Source organism: Paenibacillus sp. FSL H7-0690, from assembly GCF_037980415.1.
Classification (GTDB): Bacteria; Bacillota; Bacilli; order Paenibacillales; family Paenibacillaceae; genus Paenibacillus_AQ; species Paenibacillus_AQ odorifer.
This window is the reverse complement of sequence record NZ_CP150281.1, coordinates 1918857-1945082: the sequence shown is the minus strand read 5'-3', so window position 1 is coordinate 1945082 and position 26226 is coordinate 1918857. Positions and strand designations below refer to the sequence as shown.

19 protein-coding genes and 1 other annotated feature are annotated in these 26226 nt (G+C 46.3%); of the genes, 8 read left to right on the top strand and 11 right to left on the bottom strand.

Going from position 1 to position 26226, the window contains the following annotated elements:
- Window positions 1–2: 2 nt before the first annotated feature.
- The 3 genes from MHI32_RS08445 to MHI32_RS08435 form a co-directional block, all read right to left on the bottom strand.
- On the bottom strand, window positions 3–503 hold the full coding sequence (locus tag MHI32_RS08445) for an Lrp/AsnC family transcriptional regulator (RefSeq protein WP_036683529.1): 501 nt from the start codon (window positions 501–503) through the stop codon (window positions 3–5).
- A 259-nt stretch (window positions 504–762) separates the two neighbouring features.
- Window positions 763–1146 (bottom strand): spore coat protein, encoded by a 384-nt coding sequence (locus tag MHI32_RS08440; protein ID WP_076126401.1) that lies wholly within the window; start codon window positions 1144–1146, stop codon window positions 763–765.
- A gap of 30 nt (window positions 1147–1176) precedes the next feature.
- Window positions 1177–1410 (bottom strand): spore coat protein, encoded by a 234-nt coding sequence (locus tag MHI32_RS08435; RefSeq protein WP_036683535.1) that lies wholly within the window; start codon window positions 1408–1410, stop codon window positions 1177–1179.
- A 176-nt stretch (window positions 1411–1586) separates the two neighbouring features.
- Between MHI32_RS08435 and MHI32_RS08430 the strand changes: the two genes are divergently transcribed.
- The gene (locus MHI32_RS08430; protein WP_076126399.1) at window positions 1587–2837 is read left to right on the top strand and encodes an FAD-dependent oxidoreductase; all 1251 of its coding nucleotides are present in this window, start codon (window positions 1587–1589) and stop codon (window positions 2835–2837) included.
- Between the two features lie 443 nt (window positions 2838–3280).
- Here MHI32_RS08430 and MHI32_RS08425 read toward each other — a convergent pair whose 3' ends face one another.
- From MHI32_RS08425 to MHI32_RS08415, 3 genes are all read right to left on the bottom strand, one after another.
- Complete coding sequence (locus MHI32_RS08425; protein ID WP_051491295.1) at window positions 3281–3826, bottom strand: hypothetical protein; 546 nt, start codon at window positions 3824–3826, stop codon at window positions 3281–3283.
- A gap of 212 nt (window positions 3827–4038) precedes the next feature.
- Window positions 4039–4458 (bottom strand): DUF350 domain-containing protein, encoded by a 420-nt coding sequence (locus MHI32_RS08420; protein ID WP_036683543.1) that lies wholly within the window; start codon window positions 4456–4458, stop codon window positions 4039–4041.
- 31 nt (window positions 4459–4489) lie between these two features.
- The gene (locus MHI32_RS08415; RefSeq protein WP_076126396.1) at window positions 4490–6856 is read right to left on the bottom strand and encodes an endonuclease MutS2; all 2367 of its coding nucleotides are present in this window, start codon (window positions 6854–6856) and stop codon (window positions 4490–4492) included.
- A gap of 152 nt (window positions 6857–7008) precedes the next feature.
- Between MHI32_RS08415 and MHI32_RS08410 the strand changes: the two genes are divergently transcribed.
- A complete protein-coding gene (locus MHI32_RS08410) occupies window positions 7009–7356 on the top strand; it encodes a phage holin family protein (RefSeq protein ID WP_036683548.1) in 348 nt (115 codons plus the stop codon).
- A 70-nt stretch (window positions 7357–7426) separates the two neighbouring features.
- Here the strand turns inward: MHI32_RS08410 and MHI32_RS08405 are convergent, their stop codons facing one another.
- Window positions 7427–8494 (bottom strand): GGDEF domain-containing protein, encoded by a 1068-nt coding sequence (locus MHI32_RS08405; RefSeq protein WP_076126393.1) that lies wholly within the window; start codon window positions 8492–8494, stop codon window positions 7427–7429.
- 315 nt (window positions 8495–8809) lie between these two features.
- Here MHI32_RS08405 and MHI32_RS08400 point away from each other — a divergent pair, with 315 nt between their 5' ends.
- Window positions 8810–9163, top strand: coding sequence for a cupredoxin domain-containing protein (locus tag MHI32_RS08400; RefSeq protein WP_340012158.1), 354 nt, complete (start codon window positions 8810–8812; stop codon window positions 9161–9163).
- Between the two features lie 138 nt (window positions 9164–9301).
- Here the strand turns inward: MHI32_RS08400 and MHI32_RS08395 are convergent, their stop codons facing one another.
- From MHI32_RS08395 to pheS, 3 genes are all read right to left on the bottom strand, one after another.
- Window positions 9302–11392 (bottom strand): hypothetical protein, encoded by a 2091-nt coding sequence (locus tag MHI32_RS08395; RefSeq protein WP_340012157.1) that lies wholly within the window; start codon window positions 11390–11392, stop codon window positions 9302–9304.
- Window positions 11393–11591: 199 nt separating this feature from the next.
- Complete coding sequence (pheT, locus tag MHI32_RS08390; protein ID WP_340012156.1) at window positions 11592–14036, bottom strand: phenylalanine--tRNA ligase subunit beta; 2445 nt, start codon at window positions 14034–14036, stop codon at window positions 11592–11594.
- A gap of 118 nt (window positions 14037–14154) precedes the next feature.
- Window positions 14155–15189, bottom strand: coding sequence for a phenylalanine--tRNA ligase subunit alpha (pheS, locus tag MHI32_RS08385; protein WP_076126387.1), 1035 nt, complete (start codon window positions 15187–15189; stop codon window positions 14155–14157).
- Window positions 15190–15249: 60 nt separating this feature from the next.
- Window positions 15250–15535 (bottom strand) — a binding site (T-box leader).
- A gap of 265 nt (window positions 15536–15800) precedes the next feature.
- Between pheS and MHI32_RS08380 the strand changes: the two genes are divergently transcribed.
- The 5 genes from MHI32_RS08380 (at window position 15801) to MHI32_RS08360 (ending at window position 23702) form a co-directional block, all read left to right on the top strand.
- Window positions 15801–18362 carry a hypothetical protein gene (locus tag MHI32_RS08380; protein ID WP_076281088.1) on the top strand — a complete coding sequence of 854 codons (2562 nt, stop codon included), beginning with the start codon at window positions 15801–15803 and terminating at the stop codon, window positions 18360–18362.
- A 24-nt stretch (window positions 18363–18386) separates the two neighbouring features.
- On the top strand, window positions 18387–19811 hold the full coding sequence (locus MHI32_RS08375) for an efflux RND transporter periplasmic adaptor subunit (protein WP_340012154.1): 1425 nt from the start codon (window positions 18387–18389) through the stop codon (window positions 19809–19811).
- Window positions 19808–20506 (top strand): ABC transporter ATP-binding protein, encoded by a 699-nt coding sequence (locus MHI32_RS08370; RefSeq protein ID WP_340012153.1) that lies wholly within the window; start codon window positions 19808–19810, stop codon window positions 20504–20506. Before MHI32_RS08375 ends, MHI32_RS08370 begins: the two co-directional genes overlap by 4 nt.
- The gene (locus MHI32_RS08365; protein ID WP_139330124.1) at window positions 20503–21675 is read left to right on the top strand and encodes an ABC transporter permease; all 1173 of its coding nucleotides are present in this window, start codon (window positions 20503–20505) and stop codon (window positions 21673–21675) included. The genes MHI32_RS08370 and MHI32_RS08365 overlap by 4 nt, the downstream gene beginning before the upstream one ends.
- A gap of 413 nt (window positions 21676–22088) precedes the next feature.
- On the top strand, window positions 22089–23702 hold the full coding sequence (locus MHI32_RS08360) for a sensor domain-containing diguanylate cyclase (RefSeq protein WP_340012152.1): 1614 nt from the start codon (window positions 22089–22091) through the stop codon (window positions 23700–23702).
- A 61-nt stretch (window positions 23703–23763) separates the two neighbouring features.
- Here the strand turns inward: MHI32_RS08360 and pulA are convergent, their stop codons facing one another.
- Entirely contained in the window at window positions 23764–26151 is a 2388-nt protein-coding gene (gene pulA / locus MHI32_RS08355; protein ID WP_340012151.1) for a type I pullulanase, read from the bottom strand.
- Window positions 26152–26226 lie beyond the last annotated feature (75 nt).

Here is a 26226-nt window from a genome sequence, read left to right as displayed (position 1 = left end):
CTTTATGGAGAGATCATCAGACGGTTGTCTTCCTCATGCTCTTCGAAGATGATCCCGTCCTGTTTGTATTTTTTAAGGGTAAAATTCGTTTTGGTTGAAAGTACTGAATCAATTGGAGACAGCTTCTCAGATACAAAATTGGCCACTTCACGTAAATTCCGGCCTTCCACTTCCACCAGAAGATCATAAGCACCAGACATCAGATAAACTGATTTGACCTGTGGATACAGGTAGATTCGCTCGGCAATCCCTTCAAAACCACGCCCTCGTTCAGGCGTAATCTGCACCTCAATCAGTGCGGTTACCTTCTCATCGTCCACTTTATCCCAGTTTACAACGGCGGCATATTTTACAATGACATGATCTTTCTCCAACTGCTCAATCGCAGTCTTCACATCTTCTTCTTCCGCGCCAAGCAGCGTTGCTAAGAGTGCAGTAGATCTTCTCGCGTCTTCCTTAAGCAGTTCCAGCACTTTCCTCTTAAGCTCGTTCATTTCCTTCATGCCTTCCCTCCGGATAGTTCGCCAATGACGGTACGCTATTAATGCGTCGCCCCGCGAAAAGAGTTTAATACTAATATGACATGAAATGTGCATCTCTGCAAACAAAATAACCCCATAGGAGCTTCCATGAAAGGCAGAGTTTACATAGAACATACACAAAAAAATAGAAAAAACGCCCGTTCTACCGGATTTAACCAGTAAAAACGGGCGTTATCTCCACACTCATGAAGCGATTTGCTTCATTCGCCAACCATCATGGTTACATTAAATGAGAAGGCTGATGTTGTCCGTTAGCCGGGATATGAGCATTCTGAGCGTATGCGCCAAATTGCCCGGTTTTTTGTTGAACAAATTGCCCTGTTTGCTGTTGCATTTGCTGTGCGGTTTGAAGCTGCTTGTCCACATCTTGGCGCAATGCTTTTGCAGGTGCAGGATACATATTCAGTTGAGACATATGCGTGTATAAATCACCTTGGAGTTGCAAAGTGTCCATGGTCATAGTGTTAAAAACCCTACGAACGGCTGGACATGCTGATTCTGTAGCAGCTGTAGCATATTCGCGTACGGTCCGCTTCAAATCACACAAAATGGTGTTTAGTAAATCCTCATCCGGCATAAATGCCCCAGTATTTTGCGCGTTCATTAAATAACCTCCCTAGAATTAATATTGCAATTATTGTGGGCTTGTTGGCGCGTATTGTTGATGTTGTTGGATTAACTGAGTGAGCTCAGTCATGTGTTTGGTGTGATTTTGCATATGCTGCATACAAATTTGGCGAACTTGTTGATTCTGTGTTGTCGCAGCCGTTGCTGCACATTGCTTGAGAAGCAAGTCCTCATTAGAGATGGAGTCAGCGATATACTCCAATTCCTTACCACTTAGCGCTTGCATTTGCGTTGATTGCATTTGTTGTAGTCCCTCCTTGTAGTTGATTCATACAGGCTTTAGTATGCCGCCTATGCCCGCGATTTATTTGCCGAAAGGCACTAGAGAGTTATGACAGAAATAAGAACATACCGCGAATGAGACGATAAAATGCCGCCAATACTAAATCACGGCACGAATGAAGGAGCGAACAATTCATGAATTTAAATAGTGGAAATACACCTTGGTCAAGCACTTTACAGAACCCTCCAACTTACCCCTCTCTAGAAGGTACTATTCATTGTGATTGCCTGGTTGTAGGCGCCGGAATGGGTGGGGCAATGGCCGCCTATCGCTTGTCCTTAAGTGGAGCGGATGCTGTTCTGATCGAAAAAAGACGGGTCGGCAGCGGCAGCTCGCATGCTAACACTGGACTCCTGCAGATTTCCAACGATAAATCGTTAACCTCATGCATGAACACCTTTGGGCAAAAGAACGGTTTGCTCTTTTATCAGTTATGCCAGGCTGGGGTAAGGAACATTCTGGACCTGCCGGACAAGCTCGATATCGATCCGCAGATCATTCCTCGCAGCAGTCTTTTGTATGCCAGCACTCCTGCGGATGTACCTGCATTGCGGGAAGAATATGAGAATCTCGTGGCTAATGGCTTCGATTCTGAATTTTGGGAAGAGGATAAGATTGCAGCTCTGTACTCTTTTTCAAAACCAGCAGGACTTTATTCACGCGGGGATGCCGAAGCGAATCCTTATCGAACGGTGCACAGCCTAATCGCCAAGGCAGCGTCGAATGGCGTACGCGTCTTTGAACAGAGCGAAGCGAAACATTATGAGTTTACTGAGGATGGCGTGATTTGCCATACAGAAAGTGGCCGGATTATTGCCAAGGATGTTATTTTTGCAATGGGTTATGAAACACAGGAATTCAAAAAAGACCGGGGCGCTGAGCTGATCAACACGTATGCAGTGATGACCAAACCTCTAAAGGATTTTCCAAAGTGGCATGAGCGTAGCCTGCTGTGGGAGACAGCCCGCCCTTATTTATATTTTCGGACAACCCCTGAAGGCAGGATTATTGCAGGAGGTAAGGATGAGCAGCTGACAGACCCCGAACGTCGTGAGGTCCGAGTGATTTCTCAAGGTCAAAAATTGCTCGAAGAGCTTGAAGCCTTATTTCCAGAAATTAAAGGCATTGAGCTGGAGTACTCTTGGGGTGCTGTGTTCGGTTCTACTCGTGATGGGCTTCCATATATCGGCCCACATCCAAAGTTCCCTCACTGTTACTTCATCGAGGGCTACGGAGGCAATGGGACGGTGTACAGTATGATCGCTGCGGAGTTGTTAACGGATACGATTGCCGGCAAACATCGGCCTGAGTTAGATTTATTCTCACTCACCCGGTCAGCCAAACCCTCTCCTTCTAAGAGTTTGGACGTGATGAAACAGAACTGATTTTTGTAGAAAATAAAAACGGGGCTGGCCCTCCCAGCCGCTTCACTGCTTTTGGGACAACCCCGCTTTTTATTAAATTGCCTGCTACAATCGTAAATCCATCATCCCATGGAGCTTACGGACACAGTTGACGTTATTTACATGTTTTTAGCTTTTAAAGCAAGGTTTCGGACTCCAGTGATGCTATCCTTGGAAAGAGGCCCATATATAGGCGTTTTTCAAGCCAATAGCTGCACTGGAGTCCGATAGCATTCCAAATATCGGATAATGGTGCGATTAAGGCCGGCTGTGTCCGTTAGCGGGTTACTATGCGCATCCACAGTGATTACATATACGCACGCTTCCGACAACGGTCAACGGTCAAGTAAGGTCCAAAAAAAGAAGGGGCACGCCCCAGCAGCTATTAGCTTATGGGACCGCCCCTTTTTTTATATACTTACTTCTTACGCCTGAGCGTTGCTCAAATTGCGTACGAGCTGAATCCGATCTTCCTGTGCCAGACTGTGCTGAACATGGAAGCAGGAAGGACATACGTAAACATTGAGTGAGAATGGAGCGGTTAATACCGACTTACCTAGTGTAGCTGGAGCAGACGGCTCAAAGCTGCTCACAGGCTGCTTACCCGCAAGGATCGTAAGTTCATGGCATTGAGTACATTCCGGAGCTTCCTCCTGAATGGCCAGAATAGCTGAGACACTCTCTTCGTACTTGTTCAAGTCATAATCATCGCCGAATTGATTAAGCGTATTATAGATTGGAACTACGCTGTCTTTATCAGGCTCTCCCCAAAGATCATCGTCATTAACAACCTCTTGTTTGGGTTCCTCTACGACTTCCTCTACTTCTTCTTCTTCGATGCCGTCAATCCCAACAGTGACCGTACGGTATCCGCTAAGCTCATTGTTACAGTGAGGACAATTCTCCTCAGGTCCAAATTCCTCGTCCCATACAATTTCAGTATGACACCAAGGGCATACAGTTGTTTCCATCTTTATAATCTCCTTCATACTTTCACTTTTAAATTTAATTCATCATTAAATAAATAATACCGGCTGCTATAAAAGCAATCGCTGACAGAAACAGAACTCGGGTGAGAATCTTCATGATTTCCTCCTAAGATACCCCACAAAGAGTGGGACTGCTCAATTCAAAGCTTGTCCAGATCCATAATCCTTTGCAGGGTGTCCTTATAAGGACGGATTTAAAAAATAGCCGCACCTATTACATAAGACAACGATACCGAGATCAGCATGGCAATAAGTCCAACAGCACGGTTATCCGCAGCGATCTCCTCGTCAATAGAGAATACAGGGGTCAGAAATTCAAATAAAAAATAGGCAAGCAGCAGCAGCAAAAAACCGACGACGGACCACTTCATTGTCTCGTAAATTGAAACACCTGCTTCAATACTGAAACGCAGTACGTTGCAAATTCCGAAGATTTTGCCGCCTGTGGCCATTGCCACTGCCAGGTTTCCCTTACGAATTTCTTCCCAGCAATTATATTTCGTTACCATTTCAAAAAAAGACAGAAATACAACCAGCCCAAGAATCGCCACTGCAAAGTAGCCAAGCAAGGCACCTAGCGGATGACCCAGCAAAAGATCAATATCTTCTTGCACGCTTTCCCCTTCTTTCTGCCGGGAAATCCCGCTATTGCAGCTCAGCCACAGTTACGCCCGCGCCGCCTTCGTTATAATTCCCGAGCCGATAACTCTTCACATGCTTGTGCTTACGCAAATATTCCTGAATTCCTGTGCGCAGCACACCCGTTCCTTTACCATGAATGATGGCGATCTGACCCAGATTACCTAAAAAGGCTTCATCGATAAAACGATCTGTCTCCATGATAGCTTCCTCCAGGTTAGTCCCGCGCAAATCCAGTTCACTGCGAATGTTCTCATCACGGGAACGTTTGACGGTTGTCGCATGGCGAAGGGCCGTTGGCGCAGCTGTTGCTTTCGAGGAGAGCAATTCCAAATCATCCAGCCTTACCTTCATCTTCATAATGCCAAACTGCACCAGCGCCTCTTTAGTACCGCTTAGCTCCACCACAAAGCCCTTTTGGTTCAAGCTGTCGACTTTCACTTCATCTCCAGGACCAATTGTACGTGGAGCCTTGGTAGTCTTGCGGGTAACAGCCTTCTTGCGCGGTGATGGCTCAGCTTCATCCAGACGTCGCCGCGCTTCAATCAGCTTATGCTCTTTAACTGAAGCTCCTTCTTCCATAGCCAAGCGGCGCAAATCACTGATAATTTCCTCAGCTTCCTTACGCGCTTTGTCCAGGATCGCGCTGGCGTCCTTCTCAGCCTTCTCGAGGCGTTTCTCACGCTGGCTTTCCAGCTTCTCAAGCTCTTGCTGTTGTCTGCTGCGCAGCTCCTCCACTTCGCGGCGGATGCCCTCTGCACGTTCATGCTCCTGTTCCGCTCCCAGCCGATTCTCTTCGAGAGAAGCAATCATATGCTCCACGCGCAGATCTTCTTCCTTCACTTCGCCGCGGGCATGCTCCAGAATCGCATGAGGCAGGCCTAGACGCTCGGCAATCGCAAAGGCGTTGCTTCGTCCGGGTACGCCGATCAATAAGCGATAGGTTGGGCTAAGGGTCTGAACATCAAATTCCATACTGGCATTGATGACTCCCTTACGCTCATAAGCGTATGCTTTCAGTTCGCTATAATGTGTTGTTGCGACCATCCGGCATTCGATCCGGTGAATATGCTCCAGAATGGCAATTGCCAGCGCAGAGCCTTCTGCCGGGTCGGTTCCAGCCCCCACCTCATCAAGCAGAATAAGGCTCTTAGGAGTCATTCTACGCAGAATGGAGATAATATTAGTCATATGACTAGAGAAGGTACTCAGACTTTGCTCAATGCTCTGTTCATCGCCAATATCAGCATAAATGGCATCAAACACACACATCTGGCTGCCTTCCTCTGCTGGAATAAACAAGCCGGACATCGACATTAAGCTCAACAAGCCGATGGTTTTGAGGGTAACGGTCTTACCACCGGTATTCGGTCCGGTTACGATAATTGAGCTGTATTGATTGCCCAGCTCCACGTCCAAAGGAACCACATGCTCCGCTGGAATAAGCGGATGCCGCCCTTTGCGCAGCTTAAGATAACCGCGGTCATTCATACGCGGCTGAGTAGCCTTCATATCACGAGCAAGACGCGCCTTGGAGAAGATGAAGTCCAGTTCTCCCAGAATATCAATATCGTAGGTCATTTCTTCCGCAATGTCGGCTACAAGTGCCGTCAGCCTGTGTAAAATGATCTCGATTTCCCGTTCCTCACGCAGCCGTGTTTCACGGAGTTTATTATTCATCGCCACAATAGACTCTGGCTCGATAAATAAAGTCGCTCCTGATCCAGACTGATCATGTACGATACCACCGAAATGGGCACGGTACTCCGCTTTTACGGGAATAACAAACCGATCACCACGAATGGTCACCAGCTGATCCTGCAGCATTTTCGCTACAGAAGACGAACGAATCATCGAATCCAGCTTCTCACGAATTCTGGTCTCTCCTCCGCGCAATTCACGGCGAATGTTAGCCAGCTCAGAACTAGCTGTATCAAGTACATCAGCATTCTCGTCTATACATAAACGGATGGCATCTTCCACATGTTTTTGCTCCGATAAAACGTCGCTCAGTGAGAACAGGAGCTCAATCTTTTCTTCCTCATGCATAGCTGCCAGGAAACGTTTGACTCTGCGTGCGCCGCCAATGGTATTTCCAACGGCCAGCAGCTCAGTTGTTCCCAGCATTCCGCCGATAGAAGCACGTTTTAGTGCAGCTCGAATATCGCTTACCCCGCCGAACGAAGGAATGCCCTTCAGGCGATCCACATTAGCCGCTTCATCCGTGGCTTGAAGCAGCTTCTTCACACCTTCGAAATCGCCGGAGGGCCTTAGCTGCTCCGCAGCCAATCTTCCCATGGGGGTTTGCGTATATTGCATTAATTTATTTAAAATCTTGCGATATTCAAGCGTATGCAAAATTTTGTCGTCCAATTACAGTCACAGCTCCCTTCATAGATGTTTCCATTATACAGAATTCAGGTCAATTTCGCTATTTGGGTCTTATTTTTAAGCATAGAATCACGTAATAAGGTCACAATAAGAACTGCACATATCCTTAGCATGGGCCAAAGGAGGTTAGTACAGTGAATTTCTTAAGTCATGTTGGTCGTTTTGTGGTCGCAGCGCTTGTTCTGATGGTTGTTGGCTGGATTGTTCCACAGTTCACGGTTGGTGGGTTCTGGAGCGCTTTAATCCTTGCACTGGTGATTGCGCTACTCGGCTGGGTAGTCGAAGGAATCTTCGGCAAAAAAGCAACGCCTTTCGGTCGTGGTATCGTCGGCTTTATTGTCAGCGCGGTAGTAATCTGGGTCGCTCAATTCGTAGTCAGCGGAGTCAGCGTATCCATTCTGGGTGCCATCTTAGCAGCTCTTGTCATTGGGATTATCGACCTGTTTCTGCCGGTATCCACTCCATTTGAGGCCGCTAAGTAACAAAAGCTCTTCGCAACACAGAACCCCCTATTCCGGTTCTTCTCCGGCAATAAGGGGTTCTGTGTTGTTTTTATGCAAAAGACACAATCTCCTCTTTATGACTCTCCGCACAGTTGACCACTCTGTTCTTGCCTTGCTTTTTAGCGGTATAGAGCGCTTTGTCTGTTTTACGAAAGAGAAGCTCTTTTCCATCCCCAAGCTGATAATCACAAATTCCAATGCTCACGGTGATCGGCTTGTTACCAGCCTGCAAATGTTCAATTTGAGCAATATTTTTCCGTAATTTCTCTACTGCTTCATAGGACTCCGAGAAACTTTTATCTGTAAAAATCACAGCGAACTCTTCCCCGCCATACCTAGCCGCAAAATCATTTAACTCAATCATGCCGCCTACCTTGTCCGCTATCACCTTAAGTACAAGATCTCCAACCCTGTGTCCGTAGGTATCATTCACTTGCTTGAAGTTATCAATATCGAAAAGAGCCAGCTGTAGCTGAAGGTTGTTGCTTTCACATTGCTCCAATAATGAATCCAAATATTCATGAAAGGTTTTATGATTATAGAGTCCAGTGAGTGCGTCTATCTTCAGCAGCTTATCCGAAATAGCCCTCTCCACCATTAGATCTTGGCCCGCCTTGGTTAATCTTTCTAAATTAATACGCGCTTCACGAGCACGAATAATTACTGCAATAGCCATCAGCACAAATACCAAAAATACACACTCTACCATCAAGAATTCAAGCAGCGGTTTATGTAGGAATGGCCGTTCCAACCCAAAATATACCCCGGCATAAAACACAATACTAAATAACCCCATTATGTACAGGAGCTTACGATCAAAATAAATAAGAGCAACCATAATCGGCATCATAAGTGTCATCTGAGCACCGTCAACAAAAGGCTCTAATACAAAATACATAAGATAGGACACTAAAAACCCGCAGCTAACCACCCCATATTTAGGGGACTGTTTACTATAACGCAGCCACAGCTCCGCAGTAATCATAAGGAACACAATTAGTAAATTACAGGCTATAAATAAATGCCATAGATTCGTATCCATGGTTGTTTTTATTTGGAGTCGGTCAATATTCGACAAAAACAGCAACTGTGAGATTAATAAAAGAATGACTACCATCCAATAGCCTTGTAAGATTCTACGGTGCCAAACCTCCGTACTTAGCGCATCATTAATACTTGTAATATGTATCCCCTACTTTTATACGTTAATGTAATAGCTTTCATTATAATAAATTTTAGTTATATTTTCATCATTTTTTTGCAATTTACGACAAAGTTTGAACAGTCTGCCTGTTCACATAGTTTTCACATTTCATCAAAGCGCTTACTTAAATTTTAAGTTATGATGTCTACATAATTGTCACATTTTCACTATGCTTGGACTTCTTGGGAGGGGATTTAGATTATTAAAAAATTTGCAATTCTACTTTCAATGGTGTTCGTTATAGCACTTACAGCCTGTGGGAACAACAATGATAGTGCTGCTGGCAATACTAACACAGCGGAGCCGGAAATCGAGGCAGAAACAGAACTCATAATTACAGCTACAAATTACAGCTTTGATCAGGAAGAATATCATCTAAAAAAGGGTGTTCCCGTCAAAATCATTTTTAAAAATGATGACGGCAATCACGGTATCCTTATTCCAGAGTTCGAGCTGCAGCTTAATGAAAAAAAATCCTCAAAGGTGATCGTACCCGAGGAAGCTGGAACTTTCGAAATGACCTGCTCCATTATGTGTGGCTCCGGACATAGCGGAATGAGAGCTACAATCATCGTGGAATAGATTACACATAAACAGCCGATTATTAGGGATTCCCCCTGAGATCGGCTGTTTTTTTAATTTGAGCTCATTAATAAAGAGAGCTGACCCGAAATAGATCTCTCTACTCATCAGGTCAGCTCTTTTACTTGCATCCGGCACTCAACTGTCTTGCTCGATCAGTTGAATCCATTCATTATATTCATTTTGTAGCTTGGCATATTCCTCTTTAAGGTTACGATGCTCATCTGTCAGCTTGTCAAGCTCTTCCTGACGCATTTCAAACTGGAGCTGCAACAAACGAAGCTGTCCTTGAACCATTTCATAGCTTTCACCAACTTCACCTAGCTGCTGAAGCACTTCGCTACGTTCACGATCAATAGCTTCCTGCTTCATTTCAGCCTCACCGGCTTCCTGCTGCCAAATGTCGATCTCCTCACGCAGCTTTGCTTCGAGATCCGTCCACTGCAGCTGCTGATCGGATAGTTCCTCGTACTTATGCTTCCAGGAAGCTCCGTACGCCTCTGCTTCCTTCAGCACTTCCTGTTGCTCAGCAACAGTAGCAGCAGCTTCACGACTAGCTTCAGATAACTCTTCTAAGCGTCGTGTTGCCTCTTCGCCTTCTTCCTGCAACAGTTGATATCTTTCCTGCAGGCGTTCTCCTTCTTGCAGTACATCGTCGTATTGAGCAATCAGTTCCTCATAACGAACACGAAGCGCAGACAATTCCTTCTGAGCCTGCACACCTTGCTCCCGAAGTACCGCTGTTTCGCGTTCTGCATCTGTACGAAGCTGAACCTCCTGATCCAGCTGCTGTACTAATCCATCGGCTTGCCCACGTAGCGTGTCAATCTCTTTCTGGAGCAACACGGATTTCTCCTCAGACTCCAGCAGATTCATTTCCAGTTCACCAATATCTTCCATGCGTTTATCCGAAAGCTCCTGCCAGTTAGCCGCCTCTGCTGCTGATCCCGCAAGCTCTTCCTGAACACGGTGCAGATTTCCACTCGTCTCCTGTAGTGACGCTCTTAGCTCTGTAGCTTCATTCTGTGACTGTTGATAACGCTGGCGTAACTCTTCCAGCTCCTCATTCAACAGTGTGCCCAGCTCAGTAGCCGTGTGAAGCTCTTCACTGAGCTGTTCTTCACGTTTAACAATCGCTTCATATTGTCCAAGAAGCGTCTGTCTTGCATCTCGTTCACTCTTAAGACTGGCTTCAGCCGCACGTAATCTGGACTGAAGTTGCCCTGTCCCACCACGAAGCTCAGCCAGCTGTTTTTCCAGCTCTTGAATATTTTGCTTATGTCTATGCTCTTGAGTGCCTTGTGACTGCCGCAGTTCCTTATTCTTGGTTTGTTCCCGCTGCAGTGCTTCACGTTCTTCCGCCAGCTCTTTGCCCAACTTCGCTTTGGTACTCTCAAGCTCCTTACCTAACGTCAACTTGGTATCCTCAAGCTCCTTACCCAGCGTCAATCTGGTATCTTCGAGTTCTTTACCTAATGTAGACTTGGTAACCTCAAGCTCTTCCTCCAGTGTTGACTTGGTCTCGGTCAGTTCAAGCTGCAGAGCAGACAGCGTGTCTGTCTTCTCCTTGGTCAGCGTCTCCCGGATGTTCTCCAGCTCTTGCAGATGAGCAGCCTTCTGCTCCTCCAGCTGCTGCAAGCGGATGGCTTCCGCCTTCGCCAGTTCCTGCCGCTGGTGTTCACGACTAGCTGCCTGCTCTTCTTCGTAGCTTGTCCGCAGTGCTTGCAGCTCTATCTCACGCTCAAGCAATTCTTCTTCCAGCTTCTTGCGTGCAGCTTCCACAGCTTGCACTGCCTCCTGAAGCTGTTCCGCATGTACCTTGCGTTCATTCTCCTGAATCTCCAAATGCCGCTTACGTTCTTCCTCCGCAGCAGCAATCAGTCGCCCAGCCTCTTCTTTGGCCGCAGCTTCAAGTCGCTCGAATTCTTCTTGCCGCTCCCGCTGTACCTCCAGCAGGCGAGATACTTCCAATCGCAGTTCACTGCGTTCACCTGTCATCATGTTTAGTTCATTTTTGAAGTCCTGAACCTGAATAGCCTGCTCCGCCATATGTACAGCTGCAAGCACCGCTATACGCGGTGTGTCCAGTCTGGTGTGAGATTTAGAAATCGTGCGCATATGTTCATCAACATAACGGGCCACTTGTTTCATATATTCAGTACTGCTTCCGACGAGTTTATAGGAAGTTCCGTATATCTCCACGGCGACACGTGTCCGGTCCATAGCCACAGTTGTGCCCTCCTTTGTATGTGTGCGGATTCTAAGCTAGTTTCACTTCTTCTATTGTAGCTTTTTTGGTAAGCATTTGGCAAAATCCCTAATATTCAATAGATTATGGCTGATATTCTCCGCTTTGCACTCTACCTAGAAAAAGCCGCAGCGAATCTCAGTTTCTAAATGGATTCGCTGCGGCTTTACACAATTCCTGCTACTTTCTTAATTCTGCACCAAAAGTTTGTTGAAGAGATGCTAATACCTTCTCATGCACCTCTCCTACTTCCTCATCAGTCAGTGTATGTTCACTATGACGATACAGCAGTGAGATCGCGATGCTCTTCTTTCCATTCTCCAGCTTACCACCAGTATAAACGTCAAATACCTGTACGGACTGGAGCAAAGAACCTCCGTTATCGCGGATGGAAGCTAGCAGATCGCCCGCTGGTACAGCGGAATCCACGACCACAGCAATATCCCGCTCCATTCCTGGGAAACGCGGAAGCTCATTATATTGCAAACGGCTTTGCGCACTTTCATATAACGGCTGCAATAAAATTTCTGCCGCATAAGTATCCACCAGATCCAGCTGTCTTTGCAGATCCGGATGAATCTGTCCCATCGTTCCGATCTTCACACGACCCTCGTTTCCGAGTAAATATACCGACGCGGAACGCCCAGGATGATATCCTTCTGGACTATCTCCTACATAGACGATTTTATCGGTCAGCCCTAAATGAGCAAATACCGTTTCCAGCGCACCCTTCAAATCAAAGAAGTCCACAGGCTGTGCCGAAACATTCCATTGCTTCACTGTTAAGCTTCCGCTAAGCAGCAGCCCCAGCACCGGCAGTTCGCGTGGCTGACGAGTCAACTGTTCTTCATCCGTGAAGAAGACGTTGCCGATTTCAAACAATGCCAAGTCGCTTTGACGACGATTGGTATTGTAGCTGGCAATATCCAAGAGTTGTGGTAGAAGGCTGGTACGCAGTACGCTGCGTTCTTCACTCATCGGCATAGCCAGCTTCACCGCTACTGCTCCTTCTGATAACTCAGGGAACATTGTGCTTTGTTGCGGCTGGATGAAGGAGTAACCCATCACCTCTTGGTAACCGCCATGTGACAATAGGCGACGCAGTTCACGACGGAGCGCTTGCTTGTGAGTTAGTGCTCCTGGCGTTGTAATTCCTTCAATTAGAGTCGTTGGAATATTGTCATACCCGTACAGGCGGGCAATTTCTTCAATAAGATCAACATCATAGCTGATATCGCCACGTCTGGTTGGGACTTGAACTTCAAGCAGCCCTTGTGCGGTATCTCCACATTTGAAATGTAGACGGCCAAACAATGTCTTCACTTCCAACAAGGACAAATCCGTTCCCAGATAACGATTCAGTTTCTCTAAGGACAAGGTGAGAACCTTCTCTTGAACAGCGTCAGTTCCTGCTTGCACGATGCCTTCATGGACCGATCCGCCAGCATAACGTGCAATCAGTACGGCTGCACGGTTCAATGCAGGAATAACTGCACTTGGATCCACTTCCTTCTCGAAACGAAGGGAGGCTTCCGAGCGAAGTCCCAATTGACGCGAGGTTTTACGAATCGTTCCTCCATCAAACTTAGCAGATTCCAGAACAAGGTTTACCGTCTCAGCAGTAACCTCTGTATCCCGTCCACCCATTACTCCGGCCAGACCTACAGCTTTTACTCCATCAGCGATAACGAGCATTTGCGGCTCTAGCTTACGCTCTTGACCGTCAAGTGTAACCAAAACTTCACCTTCATGGGCAAGACGAACGCCGAGTTCTCCACCTTGTACTTTATCTGCATCAAAAGCATGCAGCGGCTGTCCATATTCCAGCATCACATAATTGGTAATGTCCACAATATTATTAATTGGACGAACCCCAGCAGCCATCAGACGATTCTGAATCCACAGCGGTGATGGTGCAGGTTTAACACCTGCAATATAACGAACTGCATAATGGCTGCAGTATTCTTCATCTTCAATCTTGACGGAAATGGAATCCGCAGCAGGACCACTGATCTCAATCATTTCGCTTTTTGGATCAGGTAATTTAACTTCACGCCCAAGAATTGCACTTACTTCATAAGCAGCACCAATCATGCTGAGGCAATCTGAACGGTTCGGAGTCAGATCGAATTCCAGAATCTCGTCATCTAAGCCGAGGACCTTGGAAATATCCTGACCAATCTCTGTCCCTTCAGGCAGCACAAGAATACCTTCTTGTTGCTCTTTTGGAAGCAATTTATCATTCAGTCCCAATTCTTTGGCCGAGCAGATCATTCCTTGCGACAGGACACCGCGCAGCTTGGCTTTTTTGATATCCAGTCCTGGCAGCTTAGCGCCAACCATTGCTACAGGTACAGTTTGACCTGCAGCTACATTTTTTGCGCCGCAAACGATTTGTAGCTCCTCATCTTGGCCCACATCCACGATACATACGTTCAGCTTGTCTGCATCAGGATGTTTTTCCTTTGATTTCACATAGCCGGTTACGATGCCGGAAATGCCTTTATTGCGGCGCTCTACGCCGTCAATCTCAATGCCGGCAGCGGTAATCTTCTCCGCTAGCTGTTCGGCGGTTACTCCTTCAATCGATGTATAATCAGCCAACCATCCGGTTGATACTTTCATATCCGCTCACTTCCTTTATGTTTCAGATGTATTTATTTCACTGTCGTTCGCGCTGCTTCCTGTGGGAGAACACTCCAAAGCCATTCTCCGCCACTATCAGCCAGCGCGCCCACAAAAACTAAACGCCCTTGAATTGCTTCACAAAACTCATGTCATTACTATAGAAATGTCGGATGTCATCGATGCCGTATTTAAGCATTGCAATCCGCTCTACACCCATTCCGAAAGCGAAGCCGCTGTACTCAGCAGGATCATAGCCACCCATTTTCAGTACATTTGGATGCACCATACCTGCGCCAAGGATTTCTAACCATCCGCTTTGCTTGCATAGTCTGCAGCCATCGCCGCCACATTTGAAGCAGCTTACATCTACTTCAACACTTGGCTCAGTGAATGGGAAAAAGCTCGGACGAAGACGAATGCCTGTATTCGGTCCAAACATCTCCTGCACAAATTGTTGCAGGGTGCCCTTCAGATCACTCATTCGAATGTTACTTCCAATGACCAAACCTTCGATTTGGTGGAACTGGAAGGAATGCGTTGCATCATCATCATCACGGCGGAATACTTTACCCGGGCAGATGATTTTTACCGGAGCTTCACCGTTCATAGCCTGCATAGTACGAATCTGTACCGGCGAGGTTTGTGTGCGCATTAACAGGTCATCCGTTAAATAGAAAGAATCCTGCATATCACGTGCCGGGTGATTCTTAGGCAGATTTAGAGCTTCAAAGTTATAATAATCGGTCTCTACTTCCGGACCTTCAGCTACACGGTAGCCCATGCCGATAAAAATATCCTCAATCTCCTGTACGACTCTGCTAAGCGGGTGAATGCCCCCTTGCTGCATACGGCGACCCGGTAAGGTTACGTCTACTTTTTCAGCCTGCAGACGTTGCTGGGTTTCCTGCTCTTGAAAAGCCTCCTGCTTCGCGCCGATAATCTCCTCAATAGCACTGCGAACCTGATTCGCTACTTGCCCGATTACCGGACGTTCCTCAGCACTAAGTCCTCCCATACCGCGCAGAACCTCTGTAAGCTCACCTTTTTTACCGAGATACTTCACTCTTAGATCATTTAGTACCTGCGGATCCATAACCTCCTGCAGCTTAGCCAGCGCTTCAACCTTCAATGCTTCCAACTTCTCTTTCATGGCCGTGTACAGCCCCCTTCAATCATTGTCTAGTTCAACAAAAAAAGGCCTTTTCTCCCGGTAAGGGACGAAAAGACCGTGGTACCACCCTTGTTAGACAAGCTGATCTGTTCCCCTTAAGAGCTTCATTCCCTCTTTTGGCTGGACAGATACCTATCTCACTTTATACAGAAATAACGGTCTGTGACCGGTATCCCCTACCCTTCCCTATTAGATAGCTTAAGGAATTCAGGGAACTGCTCCGGAGTGAACTTCGACAGCTCTGCTTCTTAGAAACGCTCTCAATCCGCGGCGTCTCCTCCCTGTAAGTCAGGCACTGTGTACTCTTCTCCATCACTGCATTTCACAATTCATGCTAATTGTCAGGTATCTCTTTACTACAAGAGATATGTCTCTTTATTATATGCAAAATCTGTCGTTTTGACAAGCTGGACAAAATTAGGCTAATTTTTATCTTCTTTTAAGCTGGCTTTAAGCTTCAGAGCCATTTTTCCAACTTTTTTTCAGCTAACATTCAGCGGAGCTTGATAATTTCCATTACTAGGAAGGCTTGCTTATCCACTCGGGTGCACCTTCGCAGACTATTAACTATCCTATTGGGAGGAAATCAAATGCATGTACGGAGAATAAAAGTAGCCGCGGTGCTGCTAAGCACAGCTGTACTTAGCCAATCTGCAGCGTATGGTGCTCATACCGCTTGGGCCGGGACTACATCCACCAAAATAGCAACAACAGCTTCCGTATCCGCTCTGGATAAACTAGGCTCCATAGCCTTGAAGACTAACATCAGCGCAAAGCTGACGGATGTCAGCTTATTAACTCAGGATGGCGGAAATATTCTTACATACACACTCAGCTACTCTAATGGAAGCAACGCTAGCCTCAATCTGGTGGACTTTTTCTCCAAAGTAACTACTAGCGGCGGTACAGTTATTCAAGGAAGCCCTATTACCAGCAGTGCAACCATCAAATCCATTGCCGCGAAAAGCAGTCAATCTATCACCTACTATGTAAACATCGGCAAATCCACCTCTTTAAACGGGGTCAAAATTTCATTGTACGGATGGGACTTCAACACCACCGATTATCAAAAAAAGCTAGGGAACTTCACCGTACCAACAGGATATTCACAAGCTGTCGCCAGAGGGCAGAGTAAAAAGATCACCCTAAACAATCTCCCTGTAACCACCAAGGCAGAGAGCCTGCAAATTTATAAATATAACGGTAAGGTCTATGCCAAGGTTGGCGTTAGCTTCACTAATCAAGGAACCAAGGTACTCAGTGATACTGGACTTAAAGGATACCTCGCTTCCGCTGGAGGATCTGTATTTGAACTCGCACTTGATGACACCAGCACCAGCTATAAAGTACAGCCTCAGGAAAAGAAGACGATCTACTATTTGACGGAAATCCCTTCTTATATGAAGACAGACAACATGGCGCTGCAATTTGCCGGAGAAGATGCCTCATTAAAAATAGCGTTGCCGGTTGTCGCCTACAATCTCCCCGCTGCAACAACACCGGATCTTGTCGTAGCCAGCAATGTCACGAAGAAGCTTACAATCAGCAATAATACAGTCGAAACACAGTTGAAAACGGCTAACGTCTATGCTGACAATGGCAACGCAAAGTGGACACTACAGTTCCGCATCAAAAATAGCGGCAACAAAGCGGTGAATGTGCCTGCCTATGAACTTGCTATTAAAGCCGCTGAAGGGTATAGCTTTCCGGTGGATACGAAGGATTTTGCCAGCCTAACATTGAAACCGCTTGAAGAAAAGATTATTGAACTCAGCGCAGATGTACCACTCACACTCAATCAAGGAACATTGCAGCTGCAAATGACTGAGCCGGCTGCTGAAGGCAAGATCATTTTTCCTACCGCCTATTATCAGATCCCTTACACGCTGCAAACTAACAATTGGCAGGACACGGAATACCCCATTGAGAACAGTCACGGTACATTTGTTGTCAAAATTGCAAACATTCAAAGACTCCCTTGGTCCGACAAAGACCAGATCGTAGCTAAAATCAACATCCGCAACACTAAATCAACCTCTGTTCAGCTTCCTGCGCTTACAAGTGTCGTCAAAGCTGGAGAAAGTGACATCAGCAGCACTTCCCAGGTTGTCTCAGAAAGTACGCAAACCATCCTCGGTCCAAATGAATCGGCTGCTGTGTATGTCGTAGCCAATGTTCCTTATAGCTATACTTTCAATCAATTAAAAATCACCCTGCAAGAAACTTCAGGTGAAAGTAAGCTTAACTTCCTTTCTCTAAGTACTACCCAACTGGACAGCCGAGTACAGAGTGTTGCAGCTGAAAATTCTTTCCATCTTGAGCTTGAAGGTAAAAAAGCGGAATTACTTGTACGCCGGACCCTCGTGTACCCAGGTACAGATTCAAATCTCTTGTACACAGAACTAGAAATGAACAGTGAGGAATCGCGTAAATCCGAACAGGCTCAACTCGTAGCCTATTACAAAACACAAGACAATCAATATTATGAAGCCGAAGTCACCCAGTCCAAAACCTCCACCAGTCCTAACGGAAAAAGTCTGGTCACCCTCTGGAGTAAGCTCCCTCTCGGTATAGATCCAGCGAACCTTGTCCTATACATCGGGGAGGGTGTTTCTGAAGGCAAGCTTACCGCTCCTGGCGGTCAATCGACGGGTTATATCAATACGGTATCACTTGGACTGAACCAGCTGGGAGTGGAGCCCAAAGGCAATCTTTTGAACGTGGAAATGTTTCCTTATACCCTATCCGTTACAAATGCAGTCGCCACCGTCACCGCTGGTAAAGATACGCTCAGCACTGCACTAACCTACAACATGTCAGCCAGCACGCTTTATGAATCAGGCACCTACGAGCACAAACTGGTGTTGGAGCTGATTGACCCCTTAGGACAAAGCATGGAAAAAACATTAACACTTGGCACAGATCTACAATTAGGTAACTTCAAGTCGTACACCACAACCTTCACAAGCAGCCTGTACAAAACACTGGGTGGCGGCGCAATCCGGTTGAATCTATACGACGAATTCCAAGGCCATCGAAATCTGCTGGGAACACAAACCTATGTCGTCACTTATCAGGCGGCATCAACGACTTCGAACAGCAACTCTACTTCTGGCACAGATCCAGACACCAGCAATACATCCGGCAATTAATATGATGAGCTAGGGAGGATAGAAATGAAGAAGAAAAAAATAGTGTTCTGGACTCTTGGAGTAGTAGTTGTAGCCACAGCAGGAATGCTGGTTTATACATTGTTACCTGATAAGAACAGTCAAGCCGCTGAAGCGCCTATTAATACAGCTACCGTTACAAAGGGCGATATCGTAGTTAGTGTATCCGGAGCCGGCTCCGTGATTGCTACAGAAACTGGTAAAGTAAAAACGAAGGACAGCGGGACGGCAGCTGAGGTTCTTGTCAAAGAGGGCGATCTAGTGAAAAAAGGCCAGACTTTGATTACCTTTGAAGGCAATGATCTGAGTGACAATCTCAAGCAGGAGCAAACTTCACTTGCCTCGCTTGAGACCGATCTTGAGGACAAGCAGGAGCAATATAAGAAGCTGGCCGTGGCAGGTGCATCAGAAGATGAGCTAGGCAATGCCAAACGTTCGATTGAAAAGGCCAAAACCGACATTTCGGCGCAACAGGAAAAAATAGCTTCTGTCCAAGAAGATATGCTTCCTCCTGATCCGTTAACGGCTCCTATTGATGGAACTGTAACGACAGTTAATATTGCAAGCGGCGAAAAAGCCATGGACGGCTCTGAACTCATCGACATTACCGATTATGCTAATTTAAGTGTAGTTGTGCAGGTGGATGAGCTTGATATTCCTACTGTAAAGCTAGGGATGCCTGCCACTATTTCATTGGATGCTCTGCCTGATACGGAATTCAAGGGAACGGTTACGAAAATAGCTAATGAGGGCACTGCCTCAAACGGTGTTTCCCTCTTCGATGTTACCATAGGTCTAACAAGCTCCGAAGGTGCTCTTGTTGGAATGTCTGCGGAAGTTTCAGTAACCACTGCTGAGAAAAAGGATGTATTAACAGTACCTATTGAAGCTGTACAAGAAAGAAACGGAAAATACACAGTTTCTATTCCTCTAGCAGCGGGTTCAGTCACAACTTCCAAAACTGCTGGCGAGGGCCAAGTACCAATGCCTAGCGGTGCCCCTGACGCTCGCGACGGCGCTATGCCCAGCGGGGCTCCTGACGCTCGCGACGGCGCTATGCCCAGCGGGGCTCCTGACGCTCGCGACGGCGCTATGCCCAGCGGGGCTCCTGACGCTCGCAGCGGCGCTGCCGGTGGAAGAAATCGCGGCAATAGCTCAGGACAGATGGTCACTGTCGAAGTGGGTCTCCATGATGAGAGCAGCATTGAAATTGTCAGCGGACTCCATGAAGGGGACCATGTGATCATCCCTACCGTAATCTCTACGAAAACCGGAACAACCAGCACGGAAACGGAAACTAGAGGTGGTATGGGCGGTATGGGTGGCGCTGGCTTCGGCGGCAGTGGCTTTAGTGGGGGTGGCGGCTTCACCGGAGGTGGCGCTGGTGGTATGGGCAGCGCACCAGGTGGTGGCGGAGGTGGCGGCAGATGAGTGCTTCAGCACCTCTGATCGAAGTTCACGACATGTCCCACGGCTACACAATGGCCCGAGAAACCATGACGGTCTTAAATAGCCTTTCCTTTACAATTGATCTGGGGGAGTTCGTAGCTATTATTGGTCCCTCCGGTTCTGGTAAATCAACACTCATGAATATGCTTGGTTGCCTCGATATCTCCGATGAAGGAAGTTATCTTCTAGATGGACAAGAGGTTCGCAAGTTATCCGACAATAAGCTCGCAACGATCCGCAATGAGAAGATCGGCTTTATCTTTCAAAATTTCAACCTGCTCCCCAAGCTGTCAGCCATTGAAAATGTGGAGCTGCCATTGATTTATCGTGGCCTCTCCCATCGGGAAAGAAGACAACTAGCACAGGAAGCACTCATTAAAGTAGGGCTGGAGGATCGGATGCATCACCGCCCTTCTGAGCTTTCGGGAGGACAGCAACAGCGGGTAGCGATTGCCCGGGCTATGGCGGGATCCCCCCCTATTCTACTTGCCGATGAACCAACCGGGGCACTGGATACACGGACGGGACAGGAAGTCATGCAAATGATACGTGAGTTAAATAAGCAAGGACATACCATCATCCTTATCACACATGATCTGGAAATAGCTAAACAAGCGGAGCGGATTATTCGTATTCAGGATGGCAACCTCGTGGAAGATCGGAGGAATGCGGGGTGAAATTGTACCAAAGCATGCGAATGGCCCTGAAGAGCATCAACAGCAGTAAGGTTAGAGCTTTTTTAACGATGCTTGGGATTATTATTGGAGTCTCTTCGGTCATCATTCTTGTTTCTGTTGGACAAGGAACTACTTCACAGATCACAGAGCAGCTAAACGGACTAGGCACAAACCAACTCACTGTAAACATTACTGGCCGTGGGGCGACTACCTCTCTCACCTATGAGGAAGCCCTTGCTCTAGGGGATATAGAGGGTATAGCAAATGTAGCTCCTGTGATCAGCGGCAATGCTACAGCCAAGAACAAAACGGACAACGTTAGTGTAACTGTAGAAGGAATCACCCCCTCTTATGAGGAGGTTAAGGATTTTCATGTACAGGCGGGCCGCTTCTTGCTTGATATTGATAACGAATACCGGCAAAAGGTAGCGTTGATCGGTTCAGGTACGGCCGAAGATTTATTCGGTACAGATAATCCTGTAGGGCAGAAGGTCCAGTTAAACGGGATTAGCTATAAAATCGTTGGGCTTTTAGAAACAAAAGGCTCCAGTCTAAGTGGTTCCAACGACGATATCATACTAATTCCTATAAGCACGGCAGAACGCCAATTAAAAAGCAAAGGCGTACGTTCCATCACCATTAAGACAACTTCAGCAGATACTGTAGCAGCTGCAAAAGAAAAACTGGAAAGTACGCTTGATGCTAAATTCAATTATGCGGATAATGCTTTTAGTGTGTTTGATTCTCAGGAAATGCTGGAAACTGTCAATTCCACAACAGATACACTTTCCATGGCGCTTGCAGGCATAGCAGGCATCTCACTTTTTGTCGGCGGCATCGGAATCATGAACATCATGATCGTATCTGTCAATGAAAGAACACGTGAGATTGGTATCCGTAAAGCAATTGGTGCCAAAAAATTCGATATCCTCGCTCAATTCATGATTGAATCCATCGTGCTCAGCGGTTTGGGTGGGGTGCTTGGGGTCGGCATTGGTATCGCGGGCAGTTGGCTGCTGGGGAAATACTCTGCACTTACAGTTTCCATTGCTTGGGATATGGTACTGATTTCTTTTATTTTCTCCTTACTCATCGGCGTGATTTTTGGAATGATGCCTGCGAACAAAGCCGCACGACTTCGCCCCATTCACGCACTGCGTAACGAATAATGAATGATTAGCTGTCCTATAGTCATTAAGATGACTAAGGGCAGTTTTTTTCAGCAGCTGTAATAGGTATCATTTATGCTCGAGTTGGGTAATAGGAACCATCGGTTTGAATATAGATAATTCAATAGGCCCATACACTAAACTTTAAATTTTGTCATTTTGATTATTATCTGAGTAAAGATTGCTCTATAAGCAGCACGTCCTATATACTTGATATACTAGAAACTACCATTTACTCACACGTACACTTTCCTATGTTTTCCCACTATGTATACAACACCTCTTTTATCCCAAAAGCACCTTCAAACATCAGTGAATGTATTAAATTACGCCTGACCATAGATTGCGTTCTGCAGGTTCTACTTAAGCAGCAATAGATTTTCTTAATCATCTTATACAGGGAGAAGATGACTGTGGCAGGATTCTTTGAGTTCAAGGTAACACGCAAACTATTCTATGTCTTCGCTGCAATCTCCGTCCTTCTGGTTGGGATCAGCGTCGCCTCGCTACTCTATTTAAATTACACGATTAATAGATTGTCAGATTCTCTTTATGATGATATATATCAGAACTCTAAGCTCATACTGAGCGCGGATCGTGATCTGCATCAAGCCGCTGTAGCCTTGCAAATCGCAATGGGTCCAAACCTAACAGCCGCAGAAGGTGAACAGTTCACTAAGGAGTTTATAGATAATAATCTTCAAGCGGAGGAACGAATAAGTGTAGCAAGATCAAATATCAACGCTATAAAAAACCCTTACAGTGATATGAAACAAAGTGGAATTATCCTTTCCGAATTAAAAAACGAGCTCAGCTCCTTCGAAACTACCATTATCAAATGGAAAAATTCAGGGTATAAGCTAATAACAGAACGGACGAAGAGCAGCTGGAACCCAGATTCATATTCTGCGCTCACCCTAAACTCGCAATTCAATGAAGCTAGGGCACATCTCGATCAAGCAGAGGACTTGATTGGCAACTACGCCTTGCAAGTAACGGATGGATTTGGAGATAAAAAAAGCGCTTTGTTCTCTCTTTATTCACTCCTCTTATTTGTGTTTCTCCTAGTTATTATTTACCTTGGACGCAAAATCATCTGGCTCCAGAATGAAATGCTGGAAGAACAAACACTTTATCAGCTTATCGGTGAAACCATGTCTGATTTCATTATTTTGACGGATCCCAACGGGTTGATTCTATATGCTTCCCCCTCACACTCCAGTATTCTAGGTTATGTGCCTAAAAAAGGAGATCCGTTATCCAACTACATACGTGAACCGGAAATTGCCTGGGCTAAATTAAAAAGTGTTGTTCAGGGAACTCCGCGCATTTCTGAACTGCGCATGCGCGGAGCAGAAGGTCAATGGGTATGGCTTGAAACTAAGGTGTCACCTGTTCTCGGCAGCCGTAAATTTCCAGCACAATTTATGCTGTTATCTCGGGAAATTACCCAGCGAAAACAATACGAAGAACGACTACATAAGCTAGCCTTCTATGACCATTTAACAGCGATTCCCAACAGGGCTCATTTCAAAATGTATATGGAGAACCTTATCACCCAACCCGAAGGACGGAGGCAAAATATTGCGCTTGCCCTGCTGGACTGTGATAGATTCAAGCAGCTAAATGATACCTTAGGCCATCTGGCTGGAGACGAATTTCTTCAGCTGCTCTCCCGTGAACTTCAGCATACGGTTAAAGGAATAGGTCAGGCCTTCCGGATCGGCGGAGATGAGTTCGCAGTTGTACTGCATCGATTCACTTCTCCAGAGATGCTTGATGAAACACTGCAGCGGTTACTTAAACTGTTCAACAAGTCTTGGTCTGTTGATAACGGGTCCAGCTTCCATACCTCCGCGAGTATCGGAGTCGCTTTATTTCCTGAACACGGAAGCAGTATTAATGAACTGCTGCGTGCCGCCGATTTGGCGATGTATCGCTCCAAAGACCATGGTGGCAATAAAGCCAATCTCTACTACGAGCTTGTGGACGAAGGGTTAGCTAACCAGACCATTGTAAAACCATAAGAGCAAATAAAAAGCTGTCTCAGGAAAAATCAACCCTGAAACAGCTTTTTTTGTATGGCCTCTAACTGCTTAACCGAAGATGATCTTCTGAAATTTCGTCAATCTCCTGATCACGATCCCGAACTAAGACCTTGGTTAACTCTCCATTCGTAGAACAATCAATGAAACGGTCTCCGTCCCCATCTTTTTCTTCCCAATCATTAAGCCGCAAAATATATCCGATAGTTTGGGTATCTGGCAGCACTTCGATGCGGGCTACTGCACGCCCGTTCTCCATATAACGGAAATCGCATTGTCCATCCTGGATTCCTGTATCCCAAACCCAAAGATTCCAGCCTTGGTAATTCTGATCTGGGCGTTCATAGTGTATTTCGATAATTTTAGAGCGTGGGGCTGGCTCACCACATTCATCATAAAGGACCATCATCGACAACCCTTCCACCTCTACCTCATTGCCTTCGATTCTGCGGATGGCTTCTATCCCGGCACGGGTATGGTCTACTACTACGTTCCAACTATCAGCAACCTCAGGAAGTGATACCGACATCCGGTCATTATTAGCATTGAAGACAACGGTAATATTATTCCAGAGATCACCTCCTGCATGGCTTCTAAGCAGATACGATACTATTCCGCCATCACAACGCAGAAATTCTAAGGAGCGTTCAATTTCCTGGCGGCCATGCAGACGAAATGCCGGATGTGTACGCCGCAGCTCGATCAGACCTTTATAATATTGAAATACGGGCTTAAATGCACTTTTCATATTCCAGCGGATCGAGTTGACCGCATCACCGCTGCGGTAGCTGTTATGATCTCCAAATTTACTGCGCAGGAGCTCATCTCCAGCATGCAGGAAAGGAATCCCCTGCGAGGTCAGAATAATTCCGTTAGCAAGCAAGGATCGACGTATAGTTGCATTACCGAGAATATTCTCCTGATCTACATTCACGTATGGATTGGCAAGGGCCACTGCCTCTTCCAGATCTTCGTTATCCATGTTAGCGATTACCGGAAAATCAGCTTCCTGACTCCCTCCTTGAACGATAAGCATCTTATCCCATAAATTCAAATTATCATGGGCAGTTACATAGTTCACCGATTCCACAGGCGAGTCCGTAAACTCATGAATTGCTCCTTTAATTCCGGCTGCAATAGCACCTTCTTTGCCGTATTCGCCTGTCACGAACCCTCTTCCGAAGCCATCACTATCCCCTTTGATCGCTGAACGGAAGTTATCGTTGAAGACAGCATAGCCCTTGCCCCGCTGTACACCTTTTAGCGTTTTAGTGGCCAGCGGAGAATCTCCACCCGTCCAAGGTTCACCGTAAAGCAACAGATTCGGATTCACTTCTAGCCGAAGCTCTTCGGTAATCTCCCGCATGGTAACACTGTCCATCAGTCCCATTAGATCAAACCGGAAACCATCCATATGATATTCCGAAGCCCAATAGGATAAGGAGTCCTTAATAAATTTACGGACCATCGGACGTTCTGTAGCCAGCTCATTGCCAACCCCGGAGCCATTCGACAAACGTCCCGTAAAATCGCGGCGATAGAAATAATCTGGGACAAGCGGCTCAAAGGGGCCATTCTCCACAGCATACGTATGGTTGTAAACGACATCCATAATTACCGCGATCCCGCGGCTGTGTAAGGCCTGCACCATCTCTTTAAATTCACGAATCCGCAAGCCAGGATTGGCAGGATCGGTGCTGTAAGATCCTTCAGGTACATTATAATGCTGGGGATCATACCCCCAATTGTAGTCCACATTAGTTATGGAGGAACCCCGATTGACCACCTTCAGCTCATCCACGGTCTGAAAATCAAATACCGGCATCAGATGTACATGGGTAATCCCTAATTCAGCCAGATGATCAATCCCCACTGTATTTCCTGCCGAATCCTTTAATCCAAATTCGGTAAATGCTTTGAATTTACCCTTATAATGCATACCTGAGCTCTCATGTGAGGAGAAGTCACGAACATGCAGTTCATAAATCACTGCGTCGGCAGGATGCTGTAACGGAGGCGCTACATCCTGATCCCAATGTTCTGGATTCGTATCCTGCAAATTAACGATTGCTGATCTTAAACCATTTGCAGATACCGCTGTTGCATAAGGATCTACTGCTTCCGTCACATTGCCATCTGCAAAAACAGCACGGTACATATAATATTTCCCTTTTAGATCACCTGATAACTTGGTCTGCCAGACTCCACCATTACTACGCTGCATATATACAATACGACCATTGTCCATAGCACTCTTAGGTGACTCAGTATTCAATTGATGCCCACCTGTTTCGTACAGTACAAGGGACACAGCAAGTGCCGTAGGTGCCCAGACTTTAAATACACTGTACTCCGTTGAATACCTCAAGCCTAAATCCTTGCCCTCGTAGACTTCCATCATCAATTCTGCATTTATATAATTTTTACTCATGAATTAACACCATCCTATGGCTCCCCACCTAACCTGTGGGGTTGCTTATAAGTCCATATATTACCAATTTATTTC